Source organism: Sporosarcina sp. FA9, assembly GCF_051550205.1.
Classification (GTDB): Bacteria; Bacillota; Bacilli; order Bacillales_A; family Planococcaceae; genus Sporosarcina.
Map to the genome: position 1 here is coordinate 3382221 of NZ_CP188819.1, position 23512 is coordinate 3405732.

24 protein-coding genes are annotated in these 23512 nt (G+C 38.1%); 8 read left to right on the plus strand and 16 right to left on the minus strand.

What is annotated here, in order from left to right:
- Window positions 1-18: 18 nt before the first annotated feature.
- Together ACP8HH_RS17270 and ACP8HH_RS17275 are read right to left on the minus strand one after the other, a co-directional pair.
- Window positions 19-1557 (minus strand): flotillin family protein, encoded by a 1539-nt coding sequence (locus tag ACP8HH_RS17270; RefSeq protein WP_438313417.1) that lies wholly within the window; start codon window positions 1555-1557, stop codon window positions 19-21.
- Window positions 1558-1578: 21 nt separating this feature from the next.
- Window positions 1579-2112 carry a hypothetical protein gene (locus ACP8HH_RS17275; RefSeq protein ID WP_438313419.1) on the minus strand — a complete coding sequence of 178 codons (534 nt, stop codon included), beginning with the start codon at window positions 2110-2112 and terminating at the stop codon, window positions 1579-1581.
- Between the two features lie 192 nt (window positions 2113-2304).
- Between ACP8HH_RS17275 and ACP8HH_RS17280 the strand changes: the two genes are divergently transcribed.
- The 4 genes from ACP8HH_RS17280 to ACP8HH_RS17295 all read left to right on the plus strand — a co-directional run bounded on the left by ACP8HH_RS17280 (window position 2305) and on the right by ACP8HH_RS17295 (window position 6716).
- A complete protein-coding gene (locus ACP8HH_RS17280) occupies window positions 2305-2925 on the plus strand; it encodes a DUF47 domain-containing protein (RefSeq protein ID WP_438313420.1) in 621 nt (206 codons plus the stop codon).
- 12 nt (window positions 2926-2937) lie between these two features.
- On the plus strand, window positions 2938-3936 hold the full coding sequence (locus ACP8HH_RS17285; protein ID WP_438313422.1) for an anion permease: 999 nt from the start codon (window positions 2938-2940) through the stop codon (window positions 3934-3936).
- Between the two features lie 159 nt (window positions 3937-4095).
- Window positions 4096-4296, plus strand: coding sequence for a cold-shock protein (locus ACP8HH_RS17290; RefSeq protein ID WP_067205063.1), 201 nt, complete (start codon window positions 4096-4098; stop codon window positions 4294-4296).
- A gap of 290 nt (window positions 4297-4586) precedes the next feature.
- On the plus strand, window positions 4587-6716 hold the full coding sequence (locus tag ACP8HH_RS17295; protein ID WP_438313424.1) for an MMPL family transporter: 2130 nt from the start codon (window positions 4587-4589) through the stop codon (window positions 6714-6716).
- A 54-nt stretch (window positions 6717-6770) separates the two neighbouring features.
- Here the strand turns inward: ACP8HH_RS17295 and ACP8HH_RS17300 are convergent, their stop codons facing one another.
- The 4 genes from ACP8HH_RS17300 to ACP8HH_RS17315 form a co-directional block, all read right to left on the minus strand.
- Window positions 6771-6917, minus strand: coding sequence for a hypothetical protein (locus ACP8HH_RS17300; RefSeq protein WP_438313426.1), 147 nt, complete (start codon window positions 6915-6917; stop codon window positions 6771-6773).
- Window positions 6917-7393, minus strand: a complete 477-nt coding sequence (locus ACP8HH_RS17305) for a hypothetical protein (RefSeq protein ID WP_438313428.1) — start codon at window positions 7391-7393, stop codon at window positions 6917-6919. Before ACP8HH_RS17305 ends, ACP8HH_RS17300 begins: the two co-directional genes overlap by 1 nt.
- 43 nt (window positions 7394-7436) lie before the next feature.
- Window positions 7437-8087 carry a pentapeptide repeat-containing protein gene (locus ACP8HH_RS17310; RefSeq protein ID WP_438313430.1) on the minus strand — a complete coding sequence of 217 codons (651 nt, stop codon included), beginning with the start codon at window positions 8085-8087 and terminating at the stop codon, window positions 7437-7439.
- Window positions 8088-8220: 133 nt separating this feature from the next.
- Window positions 8221-9075 (minus strand): methyltransferase domain-containing protein, encoded by an 855-nt coding sequence (locus tag ACP8HH_RS17315; protein ID WP_438313432.1) that lies wholly within the window; start codon window positions 9073-9075, stop codon window positions 8221-8223.
- A 125-nt stretch (window positions 9076-9200) separates the two neighbouring features.
- On the opposite strand from ACP8HH_RS17315, the gene ACP8HH_RS17320 reads away from it, so the two are divergent.
- Window positions 9201-10328 (plus strand): CAP-associated domain-containing protein, encoded by a 1128-nt coding sequence (locus tag ACP8HH_RS17320; RefSeq protein WP_438313434.1) that lies wholly within the window; start codon window positions 9201-9203, stop codon window positions 10326-10328.
- 3 nt (window positions 10329-10331) lie between these two features.
- On the opposite strand, the gene ACP8HH_RS17325 is transcribed toward ACP8HH_RS17320, so the two are convergent.
- Both ACP8HH_RS17325 and ACP8HH_RS17330 read right to left on the minus strand, forming a co-directional pair.
- Window positions 10332-10868: a superoxide dismutase family protein gene (locus ACP8HH_RS17325; protein ID WP_438313436.1), complete on the minus strand. Its 537-nt coding sequence runs from the start codon at window positions 10866-10868 to the stop codon at window positions 10332-10334.
- 117 nt (window positions 10869-10985) lie between these two features.
- Window positions 10986-11669 carry a phosphoribosylaminoimidazolesuccinocarboxamide synthase gene (locus ACP8HH_RS17330; RefSeq protein WP_438319237.1) on the minus strand — a complete coding sequence of 228 codons (684 nt, stop codon included), beginning with the start codon at window positions 11667-11669 and terminating at the stop codon, window positions 10986-10988.
- A 293-nt stretch (window positions 11670-11962) separates the two neighbouring features.
- Here ACP8HH_RS17330 and ACP8HH_RS17335 point away from each other — a divergent pair, with 293 nt between their 5' ends.
- The 3 genes from ACP8HH_RS17335 to ACP8HH_RS17345 all read left to right on the plus strand — a co-directional run bounded on the left by ACP8HH_RS17335 (window position 11963) and on the right by ACP8HH_RS17345 (window position 14593).
- On the plus strand, window positions 11963-12670 hold the full coding sequence (locus ACP8HH_RS17335) for a Crp/Fnr family transcriptional regulator (RefSeq protein WP_438313438.1): 708 nt from the start codon (window positions 11963-11965) through the stop codon (window positions 12668-12670).
- 157 nt (window positions 12671-12827) lie between these two features.
- Complete coding sequence (locus ACP8HH_RS17340) at window positions 12828-13691, plus strand: YitT family protein (RefSeq protein WP_438313440.1); 864 nt, start codon at window positions 12828-12830, stop codon at window positions 13689-13691.
- A gap of 203 nt (window positions 13692-13894) precedes the next feature.
- On the plus strand, window positions 13895-14593 hold the full coding sequence (locus ACP8HH_RS17345) for a pseudouridine synthase (RefSeq protein ID WP_438313441.1): 699 nt from the start codon (window positions 13895-13897) through the stop codon (window positions 14591-14593).
- Between the two features lie 175 nt (window positions 14594-14768).
- Here ACP8HH_RS17345 and ACP8HH_RS17350 read toward each other — a convergent pair whose 3' ends face one another.
- The 8 genes from ACP8HH_RS17350 to ACP8HH_RS17385 all read right to left on the minus strand — a co-directional run bounded on the left by ACP8HH_RS17350 (window position 14769) and on the right by ACP8HH_RS17385 (window position 23482).
- A complete protein-coding gene (locus tag ACP8HH_RS17350; protein ID WP_438319239.1) occupies window positions 14769-15782 on the minus strand; it encodes a toxic anion resistance protein in 1014 nt (337 codons plus the stop codon).
- 62 nt (window positions 15783-15844) lie between these two features.
- The gene (locus ACP8HH_RS17355; RefSeq protein WP_438313443.1) at window positions 15845-17473 is read right to left on the minus strand and encodes a YceG family protein; all 1629 of its coding nucleotides are present in this window, start codon (window positions 17471-17473) and stop codon (window positions 15845-15847) included.
- Window positions 17474-17537: 64 nt separating this feature from the next.
- Window positions 17538-18335: an HAD hydrolase family protein gene (locus tag ACP8HH_RS17360; protein ID WP_438313445.1), complete on the minus strand. Its 798-nt coding sequence runs from the start codon at window positions 18333-18335 to the stop codon at window positions 17538-17540.
- On the minus strand, window positions 18332-19450 hold the full coding sequence (locus ACP8HH_RS17365; RefSeq protein ID WP_438313447.1) for a cysteine protease StiP family protein: 1119 nt from the start codon (window positions 19448-19450) through the stop codon (window positions 18332-18334). The genes ACP8HH_RS17360 and ACP8HH_RS17365 overlap by 4 nt, the downstream gene beginning before the upstream one ends.
- A gap of 14 nt (window positions 19451-19464) precedes the next feature.
- Complete coding sequence (locus ACP8HH_RS17370; RefSeq protein WP_438313449.1) at window positions 19465-20841, minus strand: phosphoribosyltransferase family protein; 1377 nt, start codon at window positions 20839-20841, stop codon at window positions 19465-19467.
- A complete protein-coding gene (locus tag ACP8HH_RS17375) occupies window positions 20792-21982 on the minus strand; it encodes an HpcH/HpaI aldolase/citrate lyase family protein (protein WP_438313451.1) in 1191 nt (396 codons plus the stop codon). The genes ACP8HH_RS17370 and ACP8HH_RS17375 overlap by 50 nt, the downstream gene beginning before the upstream one ends.
- A gap of 75 nt (window positions 21983-22057) precedes the next feature.
- The gene (locus ACP8HH_RS17380) at window positions 22058-22816 is read right to left on the minus strand and encodes a TerC family protein (protein ID WP_438313453.1); all 759 of its coding nucleotides are present in this window, start codon (window positions 22814-22816) and stop codon (window positions 22058-22060) included.
- Window positions 22817-22903: 87 nt separating this feature from the next.
- Window positions 22904-23482 (minus strand): TerD family protein, encoded by a 579-nt coding sequence (locus ACP8HH_RS17385; RefSeq protein WP_438313455.1) that lies wholly within the window; start codon window positions 23480-23482, stop codon window positions 22904-22906.
- Window positions 23483-23512: the final 30 nt, after the last annotated feature.

Here is a 23512-nt window from a genome sequence, read left to right on the forward strand (position 1 = left end):
TGTCTATCTTTCAACATCTTAATTTTTTTCGTTTTCCGCAAGTTCTTGCTCATTTGATTTATCACTTTTAATTTCATGTGCAAGTTGGTCTAGGCTTGGACGTAAATTACTTTTTCCTGAGAAGTTTTCAAGCATTTCTTTTACATCAATGCCTGAAGATGCTTTCAATGTTTCTTGTAGTGTTGCCATAAGGTTTGTCGCGTAAGACGTTACTTTATTCGCTCCGCCACCTTCACCACTACCCGTATCTACAACTGTAATCTTGTCGATATTCGCAAGTGGACTTGCAATTTGCTTCGCATACTCTGGAATCATTTTAACAATCATATCAAGGACTGCTGCTTCACCGTACTGTTGGAATGCCTCAGCAATTTTGCGTTTCGATTCAGCTTCTGCAAGACCCTTCAGAAGGATAATATCTGCTTCCGATTCACCTTGTGCACGAAGAGAGTCGGCTTTTGCCGTACCGTCAAGACGAACTTTTTCAGCATCAGCTTTTGCTCTTGCTTCTATAGTATACTTTTCAGCATCCGCCTCTGCCATACGTCTGGATTTATCGGCCTCGGCATTTTGTTCAATTGCATAACGATCCGCATCTGCTTTTTTCTTAACTTCTGAATCGTATTGTTTTTCACGACGAAGAATTTCTTTTTCTTCTAGTTCAATTTGCTTCTGACGCTCAATAATTTGAATTTGCATCTCTTGTTCCATAACTTCCTGTTTGGAAACTGCCGTTTGAAGCTCGTACGCTTGGTCCGCACGTGCTTTTGCAACGTCTTGCTCTTGGCGGTATACCGCGGTTTTTAGTTCATTTTCTTTTTGCGCTTCAGCAATTTCAGTCGCACGCTCAATCTCTGCTTTTTGTGCTTCCTTCGATGCTTCTGCATTTTTAATACGCGTTTCTTTCTCTGCTTCTACAGTTGCGATATCCGCATCACGTTTAACTTGAGCAATACGTGGCTTCCCTAGTGAGTCAAGATAGCCATTTTTATCGCGTACATCTTTAATTGTAAAGGATACAATTACAAGTCCCATTTTAGAGAGATCCTGCGATGCAACACGTTGTACTTCCTGAGAAAACATATCCCTGTTTTTATAGATTTCTTCAACGGTCATTGATCCTAAAATAGAACGTAAGTGACCTTCCAATACTTCTTTCGCTTCATTTTCACGGTCTTCTTTCGATTTCCCTAAAAACTGCTCTGCAGCTGTAGCTATTTCCGAAATGGAACCACCAATCTTTATGATTGCTGTACCATCGGCCATAACGGGAACCCCTTCACCTGTATAGACTTCCGGTGTAGTTACTTCAAGCTTGCTTGATAATAAACTAAGCGGTTTTGCTTGTTGAAAGACCGGTAAGAGAAATGTTCCTCCGCCACGAATAATTTTAACTCGGTTACCCGAATCATCCGTATGTACATTTTTCTTTCCTAAATAACTTCCTGTTACAATCAAAGCCTCGTCTGGCCCAACTGTGCGATATTTTGTAATAAAGACAAGTAACATTGCAACTAAAATAAAGACGACAACTCCAATTACGATTAAAATCTCCATTTTCCAATTCCCCCTCTTTAATTATTTAAAGCGAAACGGTTCATATTCTTTCACGATAAATGTACCGCTTTTCACTTCAATGATAAGAACTTCTTTGCCGTAATCAATTGATACATTTTCATATCCTGCCGCACGTTTGGAAATAATACCATTCACTGATTCAATGACAATTTCCCCGAAACCATCTACCGGAACTGGAATTATTACTTTACCTACTTGACCAACTAAAGATTCATCCGAGTAAGCAAGTGATACCTCCGCAGATGCGAGCGGTAGTAAAATGAAGAAATAAAGCAATAGAGCTAGAATGAAGGCAATAATTAGTGCACCCGTAAGAATATATCCGGAATTCCACTTTGTCGAAAGCTCCATAATATATCCCGCCGCTGCTGCAAATGTTATGAATGACAGAATAACCGCCGGATCAAGGAACGGACTAACTTCACCAACACCTTCAGCAATATCACTTATAAAGACATATAGAATTGCTGCAATGCCCGCGATGATTAAAGTATATAAATATACTTGCACAATTGGTATACCAAACAGTTCCATTTCATCACCTCCACAATCTTCATTTCTTTGTATCACCTATACATACGGACAGAAAGGATATAAGTTTCAATTTACTGAAAATATTATTTTCTATCAACAAATATTTTATTAAATTTTTTGTCTAATTTTATACTTTATTGTTATGATAGGTATATATAAAATTATTTCTAGAAATGGGATGGAGGTTCGTTAATGTTTAGCCCAAGAAAACCGGATCCTTTTTTCACAGCTCTTCTTACAATTGCTGAACTTGTACAAGAAGCAATTCACTATGCTGATGATTTCAAAGTGGAGAATGCTGCTGATTTAAAAGAAGTGAGCATACGATTGAAAAAGTACGAAAAAGAAGGCGATGCTCTTATTTTCGAACTTACAACTAAACTTAACAAATCATTTATGACACCGATTGAACGAGAAGACATTTTACAATTATCGCTTAGAATGGATGATATTCTTGATGGTGTAGAACATTTTGCTGCTCATTTAGAAATGTTTTCTCTTATTGAAATCGACGAGTATGTTCAATCGTTTATGGCTAATATCGTTAAGAGCACTGATGAAATTGTCAAAGCTGTCAAATTACTATCCCGAAAAAAATTAGTAGAGATGCGTGACCATGCCGTTCTTATTAAGAAATATGAAGGTATTTGCGACGAAATTTATCGTACATCAATCAAACAATTATTCGTGAATGAAAAAGACCCGATTCGCATAATCCAATACAAAAACATTTACGAACAACTTGAAGACATAGCAGACTATTGTCAAGACGTTGCTAATACGCTTGAAGCAATTATTATGCGTAACGCTTAGGGAGGCTAACAGGTGGAAACGGTACTTCTCCTTACAATTCTTGTTGTTGTTTTTGCACTAGCATTTGATTTCATCAACGGTTTCCACGACACAGCGAATGCAATTGCAACGTCGGTCTCAACACGCGCTTTAAAACCGCGACCTGCAATTTTAATGGCCGCAATAATGAATTTTGTTGGGGCACTTACTTTTACAGGTGTAGCAAAAACAATTTCAAAAGACATTGTCGATCCATTTCTTCTTGAAAATGGGTCTCTCGTAATCTTGGCTGCCCTTATATCGGCAATTCTTTGGAATCTAATTACATGGTATTTTGGGATTCCTTCTAGTTCTTCGCATGCTTTAATCGGCTCTATTGCCGGAGCCGCAATTTCTGCTGCTGGTTTCGGAGTGCTAAACTACACTGGATTTATTAAAATATTGCAAGCACTTCTAATATCTCCATTTATTGCTCTAATAGGTGGATTTCTAATGATGACTTTGTTTAAAGTCTTATTAAAAAATAAAAACTTATTTAAAGCGAACCGACGTATTCGGTATTTGCAAATTGGAACAGCCGCACTTCAATCTTTTACACACGGAACAAACGATGCACAAAAAGCCATGGGAATTATAACAATGGCACTTATCGCAGGAAATCTTCAAACAACGGATGACATCCAACTATGGGTTCGAATTGCTGCAGCAACTGCAATGGGACTTGGAACATCGATTGGCGGTTATAAAATCATTAAAACCGTAGGCGGAAAAATCATGAAAATCAGGCCTGTAAATGGTGCTGCTGCTGACTTATCATCTGCAATCATTATATTTAGCGCCACGTTGCTTCATCTACCAGTAAGTACTACACATGTTATTTCTTCCGCAATTATGGGTGTTGGCACGGCCCAGCGTGTAAAAGGGGTAAAATGGGGTGTAGCTCAGAAAATTGTGATTACATGGATAATAACGTTACCTATTTCTGCCATTGTCGCTGGAATTGTCTATCGAATACTCATATTGTTTTTATAACTTAATCATTTCTCTTGCTTTATGTTTCGGGCAATGCTATGATAAAGAAGAATTATTTTTGTTCGGCGCGATGGTCACAGAATAAATCTTGACCGCTTCAAGACTTGAGCAAGGATAGTAATACAATGTGTGCATAATGCACACGAGGAGGAAACACACATGGAACAAGGTAAAGTGAAATGGTTTAACGCAGAAAAAGGATTTGGCTTCATCGAACGCGAAGATGGCGACGACGTATTCGTACACTTCTCAGCTATTCAAGGAGAAGGCTTCAAGTCTCTTGAAGAAGGCCAAGATGTAACGTTTGAAATCGAGCAAGGCCAACGTGGTCTTCAAGCTACAAACGTAAACAAAAACTAATTTAAATTAACCATTCAAAAGCCATTCCCTTCGGGGTATGGCTTTTTTTCTATGCTTTTTTAATTTTTAGTACAATCACCCATTCTAAACGGATTGCTATAGTTGATTTCCGTAACAATACTTTTTAAGTAGGTTACCGATTCAGACCCTAATGGTGGTATCGACACTACTTGTTCATTTTGTTTCATTTGGAGTTCCTTTCACATTGAGAGTTTAGAGACTTTTCATATTCTTTAAGTTACTATAGAGATATAGATTTAACTTTTAATATGGAGGGAACGAAGCCCTAAATGAACACACTAGCAAAACTTGTCACAAAAACACATAAATACATTATCTTTACATGGATTGCTTTTTTTGCAATAATGGCCTATTTCGCAATTGGCCTACCTGGAATGCTTGAAGGCGATGGATTCCGTACAAATGGTGAACACGCTAAGGTAATGGAGATTGTCTCTGAGACGTTTGATATGCCTGCCGAAACTATGTTCCTTGTTTTTGAAAAAGTGGATGACGAATTAATAACCAACACACTCAATAACGTTGAAAAACTTGGTGTGACCTCGTCCATTAGTTCTCCTCTTGATGATAAAACACTTTATAAAGAAGATGTTTCCTATGCGATGCTTCATTTTAATAATGAAGAAAAAAACATGTCTGATGTTGTAACGGATATTAGGGCTGCAGTTGGTGACCAAGCCGGGATTACACTTACTGGAGCTTCCGCAATCGCTAAAGACATTAATACCGCAAGCCAAAGAGATTTGATTACTGCAGAAGCAATTGGGTTACCAATCGCTATTATTATTCTGCTGTTCGCATTTGGAACGGTAGTCGCTTCTTTTGTCCCGCTCCTTATTGGGATTGTTACCGTTATTTCATCATTTGGGATCCTAACACTACTTGGTGCCCAAATCGATCTTTCCATCTTTGTTCTAAACATTATCCCAATGCTTGGTTTAGCTTTAAGTATTGACTTTGCATTATTATTCATAAGTCGATACCGCGAAGAACGTAAACTGGGTAATTTCGAAGATGCTGTTTCCACAACGATTCGCACTGCAGGTCGCTCCGTTATTTTTTCTGCTGTCTGTGTTTTTATCGGACTCGGGGCAATGATGCTTATTCGTGTGGATATCTTTCAAAACATTGCACTCGGTGGTATGATTGTCGTTTCGATGGCCGTACTCAGCTCTATCACTCTGTTGCCTGCGGTGCTAATTGCACTTGGCGACCGAATCGATAAATGGCAAATACTTAAACCTAAAGAAAATGGCTCGGATAACTGGCGTAAATTTGCAAACAAAGTTATCAAACGACCTGTTTTAATTACATTGGTAGCTTTAGTTTTACTGGGCATCGCCATGATTCCTGTGAAAAACATGGAGCTTACAATTCCAGAAATTGATTCATTACCGGAGTCCTATGATTCCAGAACATCTTTTGAGTTAATCGACGAACAATTCGGGCTTGGTCAGCAATCCTCCGTTTACGTCATAGCGGAACGTTCGGGTGGCTGGAAAGATAAAGACGGCCTTCTTGAAATGGTGAAGCTCGAAAAAGAACTTACAAGTGAATCCATTGTCGATGTAGTTAGTACAATCTTTACAGTAGGTGAAATTAAGTCCGTAGATGAATGGACACATGCTATGGAAGTTCCCGAAATGGAAGCAGCTCTTGCTCCGCTCATAGGGAAATTCGTTAACAACGACCAACTTATGATACCCGTAACCCTCGCAGCGAGTGGATCATCCGAAGAGGCACAAGAATGGGTTCGTGATTGGTCATCCAAGGAAACGGATTGGAATTTGTCCATTGGAGGACAACCGAAATTCAATCAGGAAATATTTGATGAGATTTGGGATAAGATCGGTTATGTACTTGGATTAATAATCGTCTCTACGTTCTTTATTCTTATGATTGCTTTTAAATCGTTAATTATTCCTGTTAAAGCAATTTTAATGAACGTCATTGGTCTTTCAGCAACGTTCGGAATTCTTGTATACATTTTCCAATACGGACATTTCGGCCTTACTGCAGGGACAATTGCACTCATTATACCGGTCATCGTTTTCAGCCTTGTATTTGGACTGAGTATGGATTATGAAGTCTTCCTGATTTCACGTATGCAGGAAGAATACTCGATTTCATTTGATAATGATAAAGCGACGGTCGAAGGACTTGCAACGACAAGTAAAGTCATTACGTCTGCGGCACTAATAATGATTGTTCTGACAGGTGCTTTCGCGTTTACTGATGTCATGCCGGTGAAACAAATCGGTGTAGGTATCGCTATAGCGGTTGCAATCGACGCGACAATCATAAGACTCCTTCTCGTACCAAGTCTAATGAAAATGTTCGGTAACTGGAATTGGTGGTTACCTTTCGGAAAAGGTCTTTATAAAGGTAAGAAAAAATAATTTGCTAAATGAAGATAAAAAAGTGCATTGGGTTTTTATCCCCAGTGCACTTTTTTATATAACTTTTTCAATTGAACAATCAATTGATTGTTCAACGCTATTCTCAATACGCTCAATAGATACTGTCATTGAATAATAAATTATCGCTATAGCGAGAAATACAAAAAAGATAATTCCAATGACGAGCACTCTTCCCTTCATTAAGAATCACGTCCATTTTGTACTTGCTTGAATTGTTCCTCTCTCAAATACGCTTTTGCTTGTCCATAAGCACCAAAGCTTTCTTCTAAGTTCAAACCATGATAAAGGTTCCAAAATTCTTCCTCTTCAACGAGTAATAGTTCTTCACCATTCGGTCCAACCCACTTCTCTTCAATCGGCTGCACTTCACCATCTGGCCCTTCGGAAAGATTTTTAATAGCTGCCGCGATTATACTGCGAAATTCCTCTTCCGTAGCTTCACGAATGTTCACAAGTCCACGTTCATCAGGTTCATATCCGTGAAGTCCCGCAACATAAACAAACCCATTACCGTTTGGATGTAGATGTTGAATTACAACCGTTTTATCAAACAAACTATCCTTATAATGATAATTTACTCTTTTCATTGAAACATCATTGCGCGTTAGTTCCGGAAATGACTCGATAATCTCTACTTTTTCTTCAAATGTTAACAAATGTATCCACTCTCTTCATGTCTGATTTTAATTAAGTATACCATCATTCTTCTTTTACAGATAATCCTAAAACACGTGCAAAACCAATTGCTTGATCTGTCGATACAATACAACCCGCTAGTTTGGAGAGAGACACTTCTATGCCCTCGTATGTACTGTTGGATAAATCTACACCCATTAAATCCGTTTCGGAAAAGTTGATATTGTCCATTTTACATTTATCAAAACGAACATCTTTAAACGTACATTCGTAAAAGTCGGCATCTACTAAACTGCATTGGTTAAAATCAATTTCTTTCATTCCAGAAAAACTAAAATTAATATATCTTCCATCGCATTCTTTAAATGATGTATGGCTTACTTTCGCATTTGCAAAATCCGCGCCCGTCAGTTTTGAATTGATAATTTCACATCTATGAAATACGGCATTTTGAAGATTGGCGTTGGAAAAGTCGCATGTATCAAATACAACATCGACAAATTCCGATGTTCTTAGTTCGCTCCCGGAAAATGAAACGTCTTTGAAAATAACATCATCAAATGACAATCTCTCTTCCTCGTCACCGACTACGTTTCCACCTTCAATTCGCACTCTCTCTACATAGCCATCATTGCCCCAAAGATTGTCCGCTAACAATGTTTCGTGTATTCCAGACAGTTTTGGTCTTTGACGTTTACCGGCTTTCTTCACCACGAAAACACCTCCTTATCGCGTTCGAAACTCCGTGATGATGATAAATAAAATGACCACTCCGATTGCAAGTATATAAAACCACCCTGGTACACTGCTCAGACCAGTAAACATGCATAAACCCCTTCCCACTTGCCTACTTCTTTTTCACACCACTCATAACTGTGAAATCAACTGTAATCATTGAAATATCCATATTAAGAGCCTGCTCTAGCTTCTCGGGACTCGCCCCCCATGAAAGTGGCGTCATTCGAATAAGCGGGGCCAGTAACTCTTTGTCTAACGCAAATTCATACGCAATACGATCCATTCGCACAGATTCAAAATGTTGCTCAAATCGCATACCGTGATCTGAATCCTTCTGTTCTTTTGTATCGTCATAGAATATAGCTCTTAGCTCTTTTAAATAATTGTCTCCAGGAATAACTTTTAGGAATAGACCATCAGGCTTTAATAGGCGAATAAACTCTGCATAATTTGCAGGAGACAACACATTTAGAATCACATTAAAAGTAGAGTCACCAAATGGACAATTCGCAAGGTCTGCAACGCACCAAACATTCCCTGGATGTTCTTTCGCCGCAGTAGCAATTCCTTCTTTCGCAAGATCGATCCCAACGCCCGTAACATCTTCCGGTAAACGTTGAAGAATTGCAGCCAACTGAGAACCTTCTCCGCATCCTGCATCAAGAATCGTGCCATTAACCTGTGGCAATACCGCTTCGTAAATATAATCTAGGAGAGGTTCAAAAAAACCTCCATTAATCACTTTTTTTCTTGCCGCAAAAAGCGACTTATCGTATTTAGTTACATGTATATGAGAAGATAAATTAACATAACCAGTCTTTGATAAATCAAAGGAATGATTCTCTGGACAAACCATTTTGGATTGCTCAACCACTTCCATTCCTGCCGAGCAAACAGGACATTTGAACAGTTGTTCATTCTGTTCAAGAGCTTGTGCATTTATCACTTTTTTAGATAGTATCATACGATTATAACCCCGATCATTTGTTGTTTCCTTAGTATACCGTTTTTAAATGCCTAATGGGGAAAATCTCTCCATTGTATTCCTAGCGCCGTGACAGGTTATAATAGATTGAAGGAGGCTTCACCTTGAAAAGATTATTCTTATTTGTTTTACTCATTTCAGTCATCTATCTAGCAAAACCCATTTGGGAAGAACCCGTTTCCAAATATGTGGATATTTCATTTCTAGATCCTGTCGATGAAAAGATTCAGTCCTATTTGACTAAAGAATCCGTATACACAGTTGTACAATATATTGGTGAAACGACCGATAAAGCCCTACATTTACTAACCTCCAAGCTAACGGAAAACGTTGCTACAACTATCGAGGTAGAAAAACCGGTATTATCAAAACCTGAACACAGTCAGTTTTCGATCCATAACATAGAAATTGGTACTTCGGAAAATGAAGTATTAGCAAAGTTAGGCGAGCCAAAAAGTAATTCCATGAATGAATACGGTACCGAATGGTTTACGTTCCATACAGAGTACAGTAATTTTGTTATGGTCTCATTCGATAAAAACCGTTTGGTAAATGCCTTATACACAAATGATGATTTAATTGCATCCAGTACAAATATCCGTTATGGATCTCCAAAATCCGCAGTCCGGGAATTATTAGGTGAACCTCTTAAAGAAATTCGAAAAGGATTAAACATCTTTATTCTACAAGATAGCGAAGGGTTCGATTTTTTTCAAATAGGTGATACATATACTTATATATTTTATGACCTCCATCAAAACGATAAAGTTACCGCAATTCAGCTCGTCTCAAAATCACTTGAATTGCAAAAAGCCAGCATTTACGCTGGCGGAAACTCGATTCTTCAATATGGATTTGAACAACAATTATTCGATCTTACAAACGCATCACGCGTAAGAAACGGGTTAAACAGTCTTAAATGGGAAGAAAGTGTCGCGGGTACGGCACGAAAACATAGTAAGGATATGGCCAATAACGACTTTTTCAGTCACGACAATAAACAAGGTCAATCCCCATTTGACCGTATGGAAATGGACGGCATCACTTTTCGCGGGGCTGGAGAAAACCTTGCTTATGGTCAATCGAGTAGCATTTTCGCCCATGAAGGTCTTATGAACTCCGCTGGGCACCGAGAGAATATTTTACTGGATACCTACAATCACCTTGGTGTTGGAGTCGCATTTAACGGGATGTCACAGCCATACTACACTGAAAACTTTTTACAAAAGTAATATCTATTTTTTAATCGCGGCACAGGCGACACGCTCTCCTGAGTTACCTGAAGGATCCGTTTTATAATCATCTGGGTCCGCATGGATAACTAAGGCACTTCCGTCACTATCCAATAGTGAGTCTAAGGAGAATTCTTTTGTCGTTAATTCAATTTTGAATTTCCCGCTTTTATCTACTTCGATATTAGGCAAATCACCCAAATGGAATCCCTTTGGATTTTCAAAACCATGTTCTTTGGTCGTCGGGTTAAAGTGTCCGCCCGCCGATTCAAAATCAGGTGGTGTACATTTCCCTTTGCTGTGTATATGAGTGCCATGCAAGCCAGGCGTAAGTCCTTCAGCTGTAATGTAAATCGTTACACCTTCAGTGGCTTCAGTAAAAGTTGCTTCACCTATCTTTTTCCCAGCCGTATTGATAATCGGCGCAGCAACCATTTTTGCATCCTCACCACTTACAGGTATCCAAGCAGCCCTTTGCACACACCCCGTAAGAACAAGGATCACTATAAATGCAGTAACCAGTAAATAAATTCGTTTCAAATTAAACTCCTCCTTAAAAGTACGTATCTTAAGAAGGGTTGCCCAATTTGAAAGAAATTATGTATGAAAATAAAATCCACCATACCATTATGTAGATTTGGTGTGGTGGATTTTATTTTACGCTAAAACGATTTTTTCAAGTTCCATCGGTGAGATATATACGCCGTTCTTATACACACGCATATTTCCACCAGAAATTTCATCGATTAACATAATTTCATTTGTTTCAATATGACGCCCAAATTCAAGTTTTATGTCATATAATTCAAGGTCTTTTAAAGCAAGTTCCTCTTTTACGATTCCCGAAATTTCTATTGTTAACTCTTCAAGTTTCTTGTAATCATCTATCGATAAGATTCCAAGTTGTGAAAGCCCATCTTGGTTAATAGGAGGATCATTGCGGTCATCGTCTTTTAAAGTAACTTCTACAAAAGCATTCAACGGTTGTCCCTCTTCACAATATGCACCATATCTTTTTAAGAAACTTCCTACCGCACGATACCTACAAATGACTTCAAGCCCTCGTCCAAACATCGCGGCTTTCTTTACCGTCATCGTGACTTTGTCTATATTTGAATCCACAAAATGAGTTGGAATGTTTTTCCTTGCTAATTTTTCAAAAAAGTGAGTCGTCATCCGTAAACCCGACTTCCCCGCTCCTTCAATTGTAAGTCCGACCGTGTTTGCACCAGGATCGAAAACACCATCTTCCCCTGTAACATCATCTTTAAATTTCAATAAGACATTACCACCGTCCATCTCGTACACATCTTTAGTTTTTCCTTTGTAGATAAGTTCCATATGCTTTGTCCCTCTCCATTCATCATTAATTACGATATCTCTATTATAAAGCACTTTTGCAATAAGAAAAAGAATACGAGAAACTTTTTTCAATTAATCGATCTACATTTAGATATTGTTTTAAAAACAGTACTTTTTTCAAGTTAGAAGTTAAGCAAAAAATGGCAGGAACTTAGTGTATTAATCGAAATACTAAACGCAATCCAAATAGTTCGGTATACTTAAAGAAATACAGTCCACTCGCAAGTTGAAACCGATACTGCCGACTAACTAAGTAAGGTGGGAGATTACAATTGACCGATAAAGATCAGTGTGAACATCAGACAGACGTTGCAGCGGATATGCGAAAAATGTGCATCTCCATCGTACCGATTTTCAATCATTTGAATTCAAAGGAAATGAAAGAGATTGTAAAAGAAACGAACTCCATTAAACATCCTCGTGGTCATACAATTTACCATGCCGGCGACAAATCAGATGGTTTGTATATTGTTCATAAAGGACGAGTGAAAATTTACAGATTGTCTGAAACGGGAAAAGAGCAGATTGTACGCATTTTAGGGCCCGGTGATTTCACTGGTGAGCTTAGCTTATTTACCGAGTCTGTTCACGATGCTTATGCAGAGTCTATGGAAACTACGGAGCTCTGTGTCATGAGTAGAGAGAAATTCCAAGTGTTTTTATTGAAATATCCATCGATTTCATTAAAAGTACTTACTGAGTTTTCATCGAGATTGGCAAAAACTGAGAAACAATCCGCGAGCATTGCAATGGAGTCTGCCGAAACACGCATAGCAATGTATTTGGCTAATTTAGTTGAAGAACAGAACCAAAACATCGTCACATTGCCGTTGAGTCGAAAAGACATCGCTTCCCATATTGGCACAACACCTGAAACTGTCAGTCGTAAGTTAACAGAATTTGAAGACGCTGGTTGGATCAAGCAGTTGAAGCAAAATACGATTAACATTATTGATTTGGATGCCTTGCTGCTTGCTTGAAACCTAAATAACACTTCACCCGTACCTACATCTCAAAAAGAGTACGTATAATTAAATTTAAAAAGTATCATTTCATTATAAAGTTCGGTACAATTAGCCTCTGACAAATCTTTTATCCAACAAGCAACACCCTATTTTCTTATTAGAGGAGGTCCCTATGTTTTTTATTGAAGCAAAACGTATCGTGGTCGTTATTTTCGGATCCTTATTAGTAGCGATTTCTCTCAACTTTTTCTTAATCAATGCAAATGTCTATGCCAGTGGATTTGCAGGGGCCGCTCAACTTGTATCAAGCGTTTTAAAAGATTATTCGGGATTAAATATTAGCACCGGTATTCTATTATTGCTGTTCAATATTCCGGTTTTCATATTGGGTTGGTTCAAAGTAGGAAAAGGATTTACAATTTACAGTATCGTTTCCGTTATTTTTGCAACTTCTTTTATGGGAATACTACCTGTCTTATCTGTTTCCGACGATATTCTATTAAACGCAGTTTTTGGCGGAGCAATTGCCGGAATAGGCGTTGGAATATCCTTTAAACTAGGTGCTTCGACAGGCGGTATGGACATTGTCGCAATGGTTTTATCACGCTTACAAGATAAACCTATCGGAACCTATTTCCTAGTCTTAAACGGTATCATTATCGTAGCGGCGGGTTTTTTGTACGAACCCGAAAACGCATTGTATACAATGGTTGCACTGTATGTAACGACTGCTGTTATTGATACGCTTCATACACGACATGAAAAAGTAACTGCAATGATTGTTACACACAAAGCGGATGAATTACAATATGCTATCCATCAACAAATGGTACGCGGTATTACAATTATTCCAGCAAAAGGCGCTTATTCAAGAGAAGACAAAAACATGATGTATCTTGTAATCACACGATACGAATTATATGATTTAGAAAAGATTATTAAAGAAGTAGATCCAAATGCCTTTACTAATATCGTTCAAACTGTGGGGATCTTTGGATTCTTCAGACGAGAAGGCGAAGTAGTGAAAAAACCCTAATATAATAGAAAAATTTATTGAATAGCAAATAATGAAGAAAGGATCCTTACGGTTAAGTAAATTAATCAGTAGGGGCCTTTTCATTTAATTGTTAATTTTCCGGAATTAAGTTGTTCGTTTTGAAGCAATTATTGCGGAGGAACGAGGAACCCATTCTACAGTAAAGAAAACGTAAGATTCTAGATAGACAAGGAGTGAGAATTTTGAGGTTGAATCAATATATTAGTTCTTCCGGATTCTGTTCTAGAAGACAGGCGGAGCGTTATATTACCGCCGAGAAAGTTTTAGTGAACGGCAAGATTGCGCCTCATGTTTATTTTGTTGAAGAAAATGATCAAGTCGAGGTGGACGGTCATAAAATCAAGCATACTTCCCAAGACATCTATATAATGCTTAATAAACCAAGGGGTGTTGTTTGTACAGCCAGTCCAAACATTGTTGATAATATTATTGACTTCATATCTTTTCCTGAACGCATATTTCCAGTTGGGCGTCTAGATAAAGAAACAGTTGGCCTTATTTTACTAACAAATGACGGAAGTGTTGTAAATGAGCTAATGAAGGAAGAAAACAACCATGAAAAAGAATACATAGTAAAAGTCGATAAAAAAATAACGGATACTTTTATAATAAACTTATCAAACGGTGTCAATATTTATAATCCAAGAAAAAAAGACTTTACAAGAACAAATCCATGCTCCGTAATTCAGTTGGATGATTATACGTTCCGCATTACGCTTTCACAGGGATTAAATCGACAAATTCGTAGAATGTGCAGACATTTTCAATATACCGTTACGCACTTGCAAAGGGTTCGCATAAAGCATATTCAGCTCGGTTCATTAGACCGAGGTCAATGGCGCTTCTTAACTGAAGAGGAGATTGTAGGACTTAAAAGATAGGCGTTTTATTTCAAAAATGTGAAAGAAAAAACAGTACTCTTTGTACTAAAAAGCATCGCTCTATTGCTGCACACCTTAAAAGCTAGATCCATACCTCTAACTATTAAGGCACACAACACAAATGCGATGCTACTGTTTTTCCAATTTGGTATTCGTTGAAGTATAAAGCAGTATGTTATTTACCGTAATTTTTCATTGTTTCTTGAAGCTCTGCAATTCGCTTCATTCCATCTTCTCTTGCACGTTTATTCTCATCTTCAATCGCTCTTGTCTCATCCAAACCTTTAACAATTGTGTTCCAGCTTTCTTCAATTGTTTCAATTTTAATACTTGGACCACCCGCAAGACGAGCAATGTCAGCACTCTGACTCGCAATGTTTTGTGAGTTTTTCAAGAGCATTTCATTTGTTCGTTTATCGAGCTCACTCATTGAATCTGCAACAAGCTTTTGGCGTTTCGCTGCAACAGCTTGGATAATTCCATTTTTAAAGATGGGAATTGTCGTTATGAAAGCAGAATTGATTTTCCCGATGAGTTTTGTATTCCCTCGCTGTAAAAGGCGAAGCTGTGGCGCCGTTTGAAGAGCTACCATCCTTGCCATTTCAAGGTCATAGACACGTTCTTCGAGGGCTTGGACCGCGTTGTTCATCGTATCCAACTCCATGTGAGCTAATTGGTCTCCGCCTGCAGAACGCTGTTCAAGGCTCGGCACAAGAGCCCTCATTTCTTCAACTTTTATTTGACCCGCTACAACATATTTTTCAAGTGCCATATAGAAGTTAAAGTTTTGTTCATACATTTCGTCCATGTTTTTTGTAGACCGAATCATCTCATCTTTGTATTTTGATATTTCAATATGAATCGTTTCTATTTCTTTACCAATCGTTTGATACTTTCCAAAAACTTTTTCAATCATTTTTTCTCCGCGGTTGAATAACTTGCCAAACAAACCTTTTGGCTCATCAAAATCATTTTTATCGAATTTGTCCATCGTTTTACCAAGTTGTTTCAGCATAGTACCTGAATCCGTAACACTTGAAGAACGCATTGAAGCTAAAATACGATCGGCAAAAGTAGATATTTCCACAGCCGGTTCTTTTCCGAACTCCAAAAGATCCATCTGATTTCTCGTATCAATGGAACGTACAAGATTTTGTACTTCTGGATCTTCTCTTAACTGAAGTCGCATTGTCTCCGCTTTATTTTCTGTCAACACTTCAACTTCATAATCTTTTATACCTTCTATGACAATCAGTCCTTTCCACTAAAAAATCGATTTAAAAAGCCGCCAACAATAGGTATTTCTTTTTTTCTATCCTGAAACGATAGGTCGAACACCATATCGTCCAATAAATGATGATCAAAATACTCTTTATCAATAAATGGTTCTAGATCATTGTGCCCCGGCGGATTGTATAAAACAATATCGAGCCCAAACTCATTCAATACTAATAAAAGTGCAGCATCCGCTTTTGACAAAATACCGTTTAGTTCATTATTATATAAAATCATCTTTGGAATATCCTGAGAATAATCGAATGTCTGCATAATATTCAACAATTCTTCGGGAATGATAATTGCCTGTGTAAACAGATAAAGTCGAATTTGCTCTTCACTTTCCCCGTGCATAGCCTTCATTCTTGGGTTAGCACACATTCTAGATATCGCTGACGCAATTCCTCTCTGTGCTCCGTCATGAAGATGGTGGTACTGCCACCAATTGCTCTTCATCATTTTTTCAGGATCTAACCGACCATCCTTACCCAGTGAGTGTTGGTAGTGATATTGGTTATTTGCTCTACTTTCCTTTATATGTGGAAAGTTTTTCACAAGTATACTGTTTGGATAGCTAAGTAGTTTGTGCATTTTATCCCAATAATCTTTTCGGTTTGCCGAAACACCGGAAACTTTAGTGAACAAAGATGGGATTTTAACTTCCTCTGCATTCGATGAAAAATTTGGACGAATAAAGGCTTTTTCTTTTGCGAGTAAAAAGATTTCATCGTACGTCGTTTTCAGCGTAACCGTTACAGGTAAGTGATTTCTAAACTGCCATGGTTTGATAAAAGCAGAACCTTCATGATGCAAAACATGATCTATTTCTTTTGATGCACGGTAGGCAACGGTTCCTTGACGTTGAGGTTCTTCTAATGGAAACGGCTGCATCGTCATTTTAGTTGGATAACTTGCGATAACAGTCCACTTATTATCAGGATCAATTTCTTTAAAATCATCTTTCCCCTCTGGATGAAGTATAACAACATCAAGACCTAGGAGTAACAAATAATATAAAAAGTAAGCCTGACTTTTATTCATATCACCGTACCAGACAATATGAGGGATATCCTCCGTAACCGATTTCTCTTTGATCCATGGATCTAAATGGTTCCACGTCCATTTAATAAGATCCAAAAAGACGCGTCGAAATTCAGGATGATTGAATCCCCCTACATGGTTTTCTTGAAACAATTTAAACACATCAATAAGTGCAGACCGAACTAATCTGTTAAAATCCGAATCGGTTCCGTATTTAGGGAGGAGCTGTTCCCCTTCCAAAAATGCAACAAATCGATTGATTGAAAGTTTTGGCTGTTCCTGAATTAGGTCATAGATACGTTGAATGGATTGAAAACGTTGCGACGGCATTGTCTTATCAAGTGTTTCAGATAATATGTACACACCTGGTATTTGACTCACCCCGTGAAGTGATATCAAGTATTCAGTTTCGTCAAAGCCCGTTCCAAGGACACGCGCAGCAATTCGACTGTACTGTATACTGTCTTCATTTAACTGATAACCGGCCCGGCTTGTAATCGGCTTCACCAGTTCAGATGCCCAATTTGTATAATCTATTCCTTTAAGAACCGGTTTTCTAATCATCACAACTCCCCCTTTATTTTTTCAAGGCAAAAGAAGAAGTGTAAGCCGGTCTCATTAACGTATATTAAAAGTTGAACCCGGCTGCTCTCGAAAGTATCATTTCAATAATTTCTTCTGCAGCCGAAACACCTTTTTTCTGCGTCAATCCAAGATGAGCATATTTCGCTGCCGCACTCCCATGTCGTGGAATTAAACCAAACGTTGACTTTTCAACCAAATCGACGTCAAGTAGGGAATCACCTGCTGCAAAAACTGTCTTCTTGTCTTCTTTTTTGGCAATATACTGAACTGCATCCCATTTGTTAATAAATGAAGGAATAAAGTAAACTCTTCGACCTTGTATCGAGAATAACAAATCATTTTCTTCTGCCCACTTTGAATATTCATCAAGAATATGAAGGGGTGTACAGTCGGGGTTAATAATTATACATATAAAAAATAAATCCACTACACGAATCGATTCGAGCCATGTGGCATCAGACGTTTCCTCTATTTTGCGTTTAATGTCTGTAACTGATATTTTACCGTTCGAAACTTTTGTACGTATATATTCCTGCCAATATAGATCTACTTGTCCATCTTTTAAAACAACACCACCATTGCAAACAACAGCATAGGTAGGACGGATTTCATCTTTAAAAAGCGTAATACGATTGTATTGTTCAATTGTTCTTGTAGTTACCGGAATAAACATCATCTTTTCCGAAAGATCATGCAAAAGCATAATTGCCTTTTCAGTCATAAATGATAATTCTTTTCCTTTATTCGTTTCTATACAACGAATCGGCGAGTCTATTTTTTCCTTACCAAAAGATCTGTAAGAATAAATAAGCGTGCCATCCAAGTCGCATCCAAACATCATAAATCCATATCTAAAGGCCTAATGAGCCCACAGCAAGTATAAACCATATCCTTATAAACCTCTATAGGAACACTGCGTTCTTTTGCCAATTGGAAAATGTGTTTTAACCGCGGATCATTTTCATCTTGCACAAGAATTTTCCACGGAACACGACGTAAAAGGACGCGTGTTGTTTCTCCAACACCAGGTTTAATTAGATTAACGTCATCGATGCCGTATAATTCTTGGATTGATGCAATAGTTTGTAACCCATTCCAAGTAGGCGTCATATCCGTTTTCAACAACGCTTCTTTCTCTTTACTAATCAATGGTCCCGCATTAGCAAATTCTTCAGTAATCACGTCTATATGATGATTCGAAACGTCTTTTTCTATGAGGTCCCAGTAAACTTTCGCGCCGTGAAAATCTGTTCCACCGATCCAATTGCTATTCAATACTGTTCGACTCACAAGACCTGAAACGGTTGAATTTAAACAAGCACTCGGAATGAGAAAGTCTTCTCTTGTACCGTATAAGGACGAACAGTAACCAGGATCCGCCAATACAACAAGCTCGTCATCCAGGGCAACTCCATACTTTTCCTTGAATGACTCTACTGACCGCGTCAACTCTATAGCAATGGCGCCTTTCCCAGTCCACCCATCCACAAAGACAATTTGTTGATTGGGATGAGTATCAATGATGTGCAACATCGCATTTTCATCTATACCGCGTCCACGAATAATTGAAATACTGTAATGAGGAACATTAATACCGTATCTCATTTCCACATATCTCTTCATCAGAATACCAATTGGCGTGCCTGCCCGAGCAAGCGAAACTAAGACAATATTACGTCCTTTTTTCTCGATAAGAAGTTCAGTAACTGTACCAACAGCCACAGCCACTTTTTGTTTATACATAGTAAGCGACTCATAAAATAGTTTTAAATAATCATCCGTTGGCTCGTATTCTACTGGAAGCATTTCCGAATAATGAATACCACTTTGAATTGCTTTTTCTCTCTCATCTAAACCTCTTTCCAAGTCTATCTCTGAAAGATCCTTTAATAAAAAAATGACGTCATCAGAAGAATAGCTTCCTAAAAGCGTTTTCACCTTCTCTTGTTGCGGCATTTAAACACCCCTTTTTAAGTAAAATCTACAATATGAATAACAGGTATTTCACTAAACTGCTCCAACATGGGTTGAAGTCTATCATCATCAATTGGCCTTTCAAAAAACAGAAATACTTCATCATAATCCTGTTCGGTAACATTATACGTAAAATTCATTACCTGTGGGTCATCAGGACTTTTAAAAGAAAAGCGATTCTTTATTGGGTAACCCTCTCGATTAATCGGATAAATCGGACTTCTTGATGTAGAATGATATAAAATTTCATTCCCCATATACAAAGCAATTTTCATCGGCAAATGCATGAATTCACCTGTTCCCAGACAAAGTGTTTTCTTTCCCTTCCGATACGATTGCAAATACATTCCCGCACGCTTGCAAAATGCCTCAACTTCTTCCTTGCTATCCGAATGTATTCCAAACCTTCCAGTCAGTGCGGAAAAAGGTGATTTGTTTTCGACTCCAAGAGAGTCAACTGAAACGTGCATTTCATGTGGAAGATATGTCGGTAATGATGACAGGCTGATGCGATTAATAATCTTTTTTATATTACTCTTTTTCTCCGAATGAACTTCGGTTTTGTCGAACGAAGGAGTTCCAACTTCTTGAATTTCACCAGACATTAACGAGTACGTATGAATGGTTACTCCATGTTCCACTTCAAATTCTTTTAATAAATGACGATCCTCTTCGCTTCGCCAATCCAATATTGACAACACCGAATACTCTTTTCGGGGATACCGTCTCTGAATAGATGCTATAATATTTAAGGCTGTTTTCCCAGTTGTGATTTCATCATCAACAAGACAAATTGGTTTCGTATTATTTAAAAATCGTTCCGGTGCATAACATCGCTGATCCGTCGCGTGAGAATGCTCTTCCTCAAAATAAAGAGTCACTTCCTGATTCAGAAGTAAATCCCTTGTTGAATGAATGTAATCCGCGTCAGAAAAACTTTCAAAGACGCCGTGTCCAAGTGCGGTTGCAGTTTCCGCGAATCCTATAAAAATTACCGGTTCACCAAGTGAATAGTTGAGGTCTTTTACTACAGAGTATGCCGCCTTTGTTTTCGCCTTTGAACCGTCTTTCAATGCTTCGACAAGTTGTACACTTTCATTCGCTAGCTTACCTGTTTTACCTTCATAGTAAATGGTAGCAAGTAGGGCAGAAGCTATTAAAGGAATTTCGGGCCGAGTTGGAATATGTTTTCCAAGTACTTTACTGACAAATAAAAAAGAGCGTTTCTTATTAATACGTGCGGCCATCTCATATAACGTTTCTGCAGGAAGCTCATAAGGGTTTTTCGTTAGCGCTACTTCTATAACTAAACTTTCGTCAACCTTATGTGTATACCGGCTCGGATAATAAATCGATGAATGTGCTGTCTTCATTGTACACCCCATATATGTCCGACTTAATTAATACTTTTTGTGCCCAGTTTAAATGGGGCTTTATTTCATTCATTTTGTTTTGGAACTCGCTTTTAAAGACACCTTTTTCACCAGTTGCCTGTGTAACAATCGCCAGCGCATCCATATATTCTTCTTTCGAAACTACATGTAATGCCTGAACCGGCAAAAGATGCGACGGATGGATAATCGTTTTCCCAACTAGACCATTCGCTTTATCAAGCAATGTTTCCTGTATAAGTCCATCAAAGTCTTTTCGAATTAATTCTTTTCTGAGAAGCAACCCTTCTGAACCTAGATGATCGTGGAATGGTTTTTCCCGTAATTGCGGTTTTAAAATACGGTCATTTGACGAAAAATGTTCCCAAACCGGACCCGATACCACATATCCACCTGGTTCTCTGCTGAATATATTTACGACGTCCGTAATAAGCTCATTAATAATTGAAATTTCATAGACCGTCGTTTCATTATCCCTTCTGAGACCATATAATCCACATAAATCTGTAGCACCAATTCGTATATTAAGTACCAGATCATTGTATTGGTCAACGATTTCTTTCAAACATAGAAGCTCGTCCAACCGTCGCTCTTTATAAAGTACATGAGGCGATTCTAAAATCGGCATACCGTAAAGGATCGAACCGGATTGTTCATTTATTAAGCGAAGCCCAGCGAGATAACTTTCTGCATTTTCTGAAGAAAACTTTGGAAACACAAATCCTACAAGACTTTTCACTGCATCGCCAAGTCGACCCGCAATTGAGGACATTTGCTCTACACTTCTCACTCTAACGAAAATAAGTGGCGTGGATTCCTGCGTTAACAGTCCATCCTGAACAGCACTATCAATCTTTTTCATATGTTCTATTAAAAGGTCTTCAGCAATTTCAACTTCTAAATCACCGACTGCATCTTCCAAACAAATAACGAGTGTTATTAATGCCTTGAACTTGTTCTTAATAATTAAATCAGCAATGTCCAATCTCGTAGCAGGCATATACAATATAGGACCAAGGCTGTAGGATAAGCTTTTTTTGTCAGTAAACTTGGTTATCATTTTGGGTTGATGATAAAACAAACTTTCTTTATGCATTGCCGGTAAGTCATTAAAATATCTCACTCATTTCACCTTCCCCATGCTCATATTTCTATAAATGAAAAGAAGAAGACACAGGCCTCCTCCTTTTCAATCTCTTTATACTGCAACTTTACGCAAATTAATACGGTGAACGATAAATGTTGCTATGAATGTAACAACCAAAATACCAAAGAACACATAGTGACTAATCTCAATATGAATAACACTTAAGCCCATTTTCATAGCGATTATTGCGATTAAAATATACGCAGTCGTTTCTAGTTCTGGTACTTTATCAATCAGCTTCAAGAATACACCTGCAATTCCTCGCATCATGAGCACTCCGAGCATTCCACCAAGCAGTAGCACCCAAATTTGTTCACTGACACCGAAAGCTGCAAGTACACTGTCTACAGAAAATGCAATATCCATTATTTCTACTGCAACAATCGTACCCCAGAATGTGCCGAAAAGACGGATTAATATCCCTTTTTTGTTGACACCTTTAATCTCGCCTTCTTCAGCATTTTCTTTGGATTTATCGATAAAGTACTTAATCGATAGCCAAGCGAGATAACCTGCTCCTAAAACTTTTACCCACCATAATTGAATTAAGAAGACACCTACTCCAATTGCAATAAAACGGAATACATAGGCTCCCAGTAATCCATAAAACAACGCTTTTTTCCGTTGCTTTTCTGGTAAATGTTTTACCATAACGGCTAAAACTAAGGCATTATCTGCTGATAGTAGACCCTCTAATATGATTAGCGTTCCGATTAGACCCCAACTTACAGGATCGGTCAATACCCTTGCCCACATATCCCAGTCAAAAAAAGCCGCATACGTACTTATTATACCATTAAGAATTTCCATTAGTTCCTCCTGTTGTAAATGAATGAAGTGATGTGTTTTTCTGCGGAGGCTTGATGCTTAACTAAATCGACTAGTATAAGAAATCCTTTAAACTTCTAAACCGTAATTCCGACAAAGTGAAGCCAGACCACCAGAAAAACCGCTGCCAATCGCGTTAAATTTCCAGTCGTTTCCATGCTTGTATAGTTCACAAAAGACAACAGCTGTTTCAATCGAAAAGTCTTCGCCTAAATCGAAACGTAATAACTCTTCGCCTGTCGCTTCATCCGCAAGTCGAACAAAAGCGTTTGTTACCTGACCAAAGTTTTGACTTCTTGCATCAGCATCGTGAATCGTTACTGTAATTCCAATTCGATCTACGTAAGCTGGGATTTTTGAAAAATCGACAATCACTTGCTCATCGTCCCCGTCCCCGTCTCCAGTTCGGTTATCCCCTGTATGCAATAACGCTCCGCTTGGATGTTCAAGATTATTATAAAAGATAAAATCATGATCGTTCTGACAACGATTTGAACCATCTACAAGAAATGCCGAAGCATCTAAATCAAAGTCTTGTCCACCTGAATATTTATTCGTGTCCCAACCAAGTCCAATAACTGCTCTTACAAGACCTGGATTCGTCTTCGTTAAATCGATTTTCTGACCTTTTGACAAAATAATCGCCATTTATATCACTCCCAGTAACAATAGTCGATT